The sequence below is a fragment of the Companilactobacillus bobalius genome (genome assembly GCF_009764355.1).
In genome coordinates, this window is record NZ_LNUA01000030.1 from 1 (window position 1) to 4,707 (window position 4,707).

15 tRNA genes and 2 rRNA genes are annotated in these 4,707 nt (G+C 48.1%); all 17 read right to left on the reverse strand.

The features are described from left to right. Positions 1 to 6: 6 nt before the first annotated feature. Positions 7 to 94: transfer RNA gene (locus tag ATN92_RS04485), tRNA-Ser, on the reverse strand. A gap of 8 nt (positions 95 to 102) precedes the next feature. Next, positions 103 to 177: transfer RNA gene (locus ATN92_RS04490), tRNA-Ile, on the reverse strand. Positions 178 to 190: 13 nt separating this feature from the next. After that, positions 191 to 261: transfer RNA gene (locus ATN92_RS04495), tRNA-Gly, on the reverse strand. A 48-nt stretch (positions 262 to 309) separates the two neighbouring features. Continuing rightward, positions 310 to 383: transfer RNA gene (locus tag ATN92_RS04500), tRNA-Asp, on the reverse strand. Positions 384 to 400: 17 nt separating this feature from the next. Further along, positions 401 to 474 (reverse strand) — tRNA-Met (locus ATN92_RS04505). A 34-nt stretch (positions 475 to 508) separates the two neighbouring features. Further along, positions 509 to 582 (reverse strand) — tRNA-Ile (locus tag ATN92_RS04510). A 7-nt stretch (positions 583 to 589) separates the two neighbouring features. Continuing rightward, positions 590 to 663, reverse strand: a tRNA-Met gene (locus ATN92_RS04515). A gap of 40 nt (positions 664 to 703) precedes the next feature. After that, positions 704 to 777 (reverse strand) — tRNA-Pro (locus ATN92_RS04520). Positions 778 to 788: 11 nt separating this feature from the next. Then, positions 789 to 862: transfer RNA gene (locus ATN92_RS04525), tRNA-Arg, on the reverse strand. Between the two features lie 13 nt (positions 863 to 875). Further along, positions 876 to 961, reverse strand: a tRNA-Leu gene (locus ATN92_RS04530). Positions 962 to 975: 14 nt separating this feature from the next. Further along, positions 976 to 1,047 (reverse strand) — tRNA-Gly (locus tag ATN92_RS04535). A gap of 4 nt (positions 1,048 to 1,051) precedes the next feature. Continuing rightward, positions 1,052 to 1,124, reverse strand: a tRNA-Thr gene (locus ATN92_RS04540). Positions 1,125 to 1,184: 60 nt separating this feature from the next. After that, positions 1,185 to 1,267 (reverse strand) — tRNA-Leu (locus tag ATN92_RS04545). Between the two features lie 23 nt (positions 1,268 to 1,290). Next, positions 1,291 to 1,363 (reverse strand) — tRNA-Lys (locus ATN92_RS04550). 8 nt (positions 1,364 to 1,371) lie between these two features. Next, positions 1,372 to 1,444 (reverse strand) — tRNA-Val (locus tag ATN92_RS04555). A gap of 11 nt (positions 1,445 to 1,455) precedes the next feature. Next, positions 1,456 to 1,572 (reverse strand): 5S ribosomal RNA (gene rrf / locus ATN92_RS04560). A gap of 81 nt (positions 1,573 to 1,653) precedes the next feature. Beyond that, positions 1,654 to 4,571: ribosomal RNA gene (locus tag ATN92_RS04565) — 23S ribosomal RNA — on the reverse strand. Between the last annotated feature and the right edge of the window lie 136 nt (positions 4,572 to 4,707).

Consider the following 4,707-nt stretch of genomic DNA (forward strand, 5'->3'; position numbering starts at 1 on the left):
AAAAAACGGAGAAGGAGGGATTTGAACCCTCGCGCCGCGTTAGCGACCTACACCCTTAGCAGGGGCGCCTCTTCAGCCACTTGAGTACTTCTCCAGATATAGTGGGCCTAAATGGACTTGAACCATCGACCTCACGCTTATCAGGCGTGCGCTCTAAACCAGCTGAGCTATAGGCCCAAAACAGTGGCAAAGCGGGTGACGAGAATCGAACTCGCGACAACAGCTTGGAAGGCTGTGGTTTTACCACTAAACTACACCCGCATATTACCTACGACACTTTAAGAACTAATAGATTAAACAATCTATTAACGGTCCGTGCGAGAATCGAACTCGCGATCTCCTGCGTGACAGGCAGGCGTCCTAACCAACTAGACCAACGAACCAAATATTTTGAAACTAATTGCGGGAGCAGGATTTGAACCTACGACCTTCGGGTTATGAGCCCGACGAGCTACCAGACTGCTCCATCCCGCGATAACAATAACAGCATTAAAGGGGTCCTTAAAGATGGACCCTGTAGGACTCGAACCTACGACCGAGCGGTTATGAGCCGCCTGCTCTAACCAACTGAGCTAAAGGTCCGGAAAAATAGCGGCGAAGGGGATCGAACCCCCGACCTCCCGGGTATGAACCGGACGCTCTAGCCAGCTGAGCTACACCGCCATAAAACTTAATGCCGTACAGAAAACAACTTTCGTTGTAATCGGGAAGACAGGATTCGAACCTGCGACCCCCTGGTCCCAAACCAGGTGCTCTACCAAGCTGAGCCACTTCCCGAGAAAAACAAATGCACCTAGTAGGAGTCGAACCTACAACCTTCTGATTCGTAGTCAGACACTCTATCCAATTGCGCTATAGGTGCATATTCATTATAGTGCCGAGGACCGGAATCGAACCGGTACGGTAATCACTTACCGCAGGATTTTAAGTCCTGTGCGTCTGCCAGTTCCGCCACCCCGGCGTTACTATAATGAAAGCGGAAGACGGGATTCGAACCCGCGACCCCCACCATGGCAAGGTGATGTTCTACCACTGAACTACTTCCGCATTATGCCGACTAGAGGATTCGAACCTCCGACCCCCTGTTTACAAGACAGATGCTCTGCCAGCTGAGCTAAGTCGGCATAAAACGTTACTTTCATATAATACTAAATGTTTCCCAATATTGCAACAACAATATTGAATACGGGTGAAAGGACTTGAACCTTCATGTCCACTGGACACTAGAACCTAAATCTAGCGCGTCTGCCAATTCCGCCACACCCGCATGGTGTGTATATATGTTGCAAATGAGCCGTGACAGGTTCGAACTGTCGACCCTCTGATTAAAAGTCAGATGCTCTACCAACTGAGCTAACGGCTCATGATGAATGGAGGATACAGGGATCGAACCTGTGACCTCCTGCTTGTAAGGCAGATGCTCTCCCAGCTGAGCTAATCCTCCATCATGAAACAGCGTAGCAACTATCTATCCTCGCGGGTAGTTTCCCACCAACTACTTTCGACGTGGAGAAGCTTAACTTCTGTGTTCGGAATGGGAACAGGTGTATCCTTCTCGCTATCGCCACCACACTATTGTTGCTCGTACCTTCAAAACTAGATATTAAGATTATGAATTAAATTAAAACACTTCAAACTGCTGTAAACTCTTACTCGGTTAAGTCCTCGATCTATTAGTACTGCTCAGCTCCATGTATCGCTACACTTCCACCCGCAGCCTATCTACGTCATATTCTCTAACGGATCTTACTTCCATAAAGGAATGGGAAATCTCATCTCGAGGGGGGCTTCACACTTAGATGCTTTCAGCGTTTATCCCGTCCATACGTAGCTACCCAGCGATGCGCCTGGCGGCACAACTGGTACACCAGAGGTATGTCCATCCCGGTCCTCTCGTACTAAGGACAGCTCCTCTCAAATTTCCTACGCCCGCGACGGATAGGGACCGAACTGTCTCACGACGTTCTGAACCCAGCTCGCGTACCGCTTTAATGGGCGAACAGCCCAACCCTTGGGACCGACTACAGCCCCAGGATGCGATGAGCCGACATCGAGGTGCCAAACCTCCCCGTCGATGTGAACTCTTGGGGGAGATAAGCCTGTTATCCCCAGGGTAGCTTTTATCCGTTGAGCGATGGCCCTTCCATATGGTACCACCGGATCACTAAGTCCGACTTTCGTCCCTGCTCGACTTGTCAGTCTCGCAGTCAAGCTCGCTTATGCCTTTACATTCTACGAATGATTTCCAACCATTCTGAGCGAACCTTTGAGCGCCTCCGTTACATTTTAGGAGGCGACCGCCCCAGTCAAACTGCCCACCAGACACTGTCCCTCACCACGCTAAGTGATGTAGGTTAGAGTTTTCATATAACAAGGGTAGTATCCCACCAATGCCTCCTTCGAAACTAGCGTTCCGAAATCAACGGCTCCTACCTATCCTGTACATGTCACACAAAAACTCAATATCAAGCTACAGTAAAGCTCCATGGGGTCTTTCCGTCCTGTCGCGGGTAACCCGCATCTTCACGGGTATTATAATTTCACCGAGTCTCTCGTTGAGACAGTGCCCAAATCATTACGCCTTTCGTGCGGGTCGGAACTTACCCGACAAGGAATTTCGCTACCTTAGGACCGTTATAGTTACGGCCGCCGTTTACTGGGGCTTCAATTCTCAGCTTCGCAAAAGCTAACTGATCCTCTTAACCTTCCAGCACCGGGCAGGCGTCAGCCCATATACGTCATCTTACGATTTAGCATAGACCTGTGTTTTTGATAAACAGTTGTTTGGGCCTATTCACTGCGGCTGGCTGTTACACCAGCACCCCTTCTCCCGAAGTTACGGGGTCATTTTGCCGAGTTCCTTAACGAGAGTTCACTCGCTGACCTTAGGATACTCTCCTCGACTACCTGTGTCGGTTTGCGGTACGGGTAGTTTATTTCTAACTAGGAACTTTTCTTGGCAGTGTGAGTTATTGTGCTTCGTTACTAAAATTTCACTCCCCATCACAGCTTGTCCTTAAAGATATAAGCATTTGACTCATATCAAGACTTACTGCTTGGACACGCATATCCATCAGCGTGCACACATCATCCTCCTGCGTCCTTCCATCGTTCAAACAAAATAAACTAGTACAGGAATATCAACCTGTTATCCATCGATTACGCCTTTCGGCCTCATCTTAGGCCCCGACTAACCCTGGGAGGACGAGCCTTCCCCAGGAAACCTTAGTCTTACGGCCGACCAGATTCTCACTGGTCTTTCGTTACTCATACCGGCATTCTCACTTCTAATCACTCCACCACTCCTCACGGTATGGCTTCAATGCAATTACAACGCTCTCCTACCACGTGTCTTACGACACATCCACAGTTTCGGTATCATGCTTAGCCCCGGTACATTTTCGGCGCAGAATCACTCGACTAGTGAGCTATTACGCACTCTTTGAATGAATGGCTGCTTCTAAGCCAACATCCTAGTTGTCTATGCGTTTCCACATCCTTTTCCACTTAGCATGAATTTTGGGACCTTAACTGGTGATCTGGGCTGTTTCCCTTTCGACGGTGGATCTTATCACTCATCGTCTGACTCCCGAGTAAAGATCAATGGTATTCGGAGTTTATCTGAATTCAGTAACCCAAGACGGGCCCCTAGTCCAAACAGTGCTCTACCTCCACGATCCTAAACCTCGAGGCTAACCCTAAAGCTATTTCGGAGAGAACCAGCTATCTCCAAGTTCGTTTGGAATTTCACCGCTATCCACATCTCATCTCAGCATTTTTCAACATACACGAGTTCGGTCCTCCAATGCGTTTTACCGCATCTTCAACCTGGACATGGATAGGTCACTTGGTTTCGGGTCTACATCAACATACTTAGTCGCCCTATTCAGACTCGCTTTCGCTACGGCTCCGACTTTTCATCTTAACCTTGCATGTTAACGTAACTCGCCGGTTCATTCTACAAAAGGCACGCCATCATCCATAAACGGACTCTGACTACTTGTAGGCACACGGTTTCAGGATCTATTTCACTCCCCTTCCGGGGTACTTTTCACCTTTCCCTCACGGTACTGGTTCACTATCGGTCACTAGGGAGTATTTAGCCTTGGGAGATGGTCCTCCCGGATTCCGACGGAGTTTCTCGTGTTCCGCCGTACTCAGGATACTGAATGGAGTGGATCAGATTTCGTTTACGAGGCTTTCACTCTCTTTGGCCAAGTTTTCCAACTTGTTCGACTATCATAACCTTTTGTTCTCACAACATCAGTCCTACAACCCTAAAGAGCAAGCTCTTTAGTTTGGGCTATTCCCGTTTCGCTCGCCGCTACTCAGGGAATCGAATTTTCTTTCTCTTCCTGCAACTACTTAGATGTTTCAGTTCATTGCGTGTTCCTCTTGACTGCTATGTATTCACAGACAAGTAAATATCCATTACGATATTTGGGTTCCCCCATTCGGAAATCCCCGGATCAAAGCTTACTTACAGCTCCCCGAGGCGTATCGTCGTTAGTTACGTCCTTCATCGGCTCCTAGTGCCTAGGCATCCACCGTGCGCCCTTTATAACTTAACCTAAATTAAATTACAAAAAGTAATTTAAAACAATTTGCCATGATTTTCATCACAGCTGGCAATCAAAAGATTGCCGCGCAGTTTTCGGTGTTTCTTTAATTCATTAATTCTTAATATCCAGTTTTCAAGGTACGAGT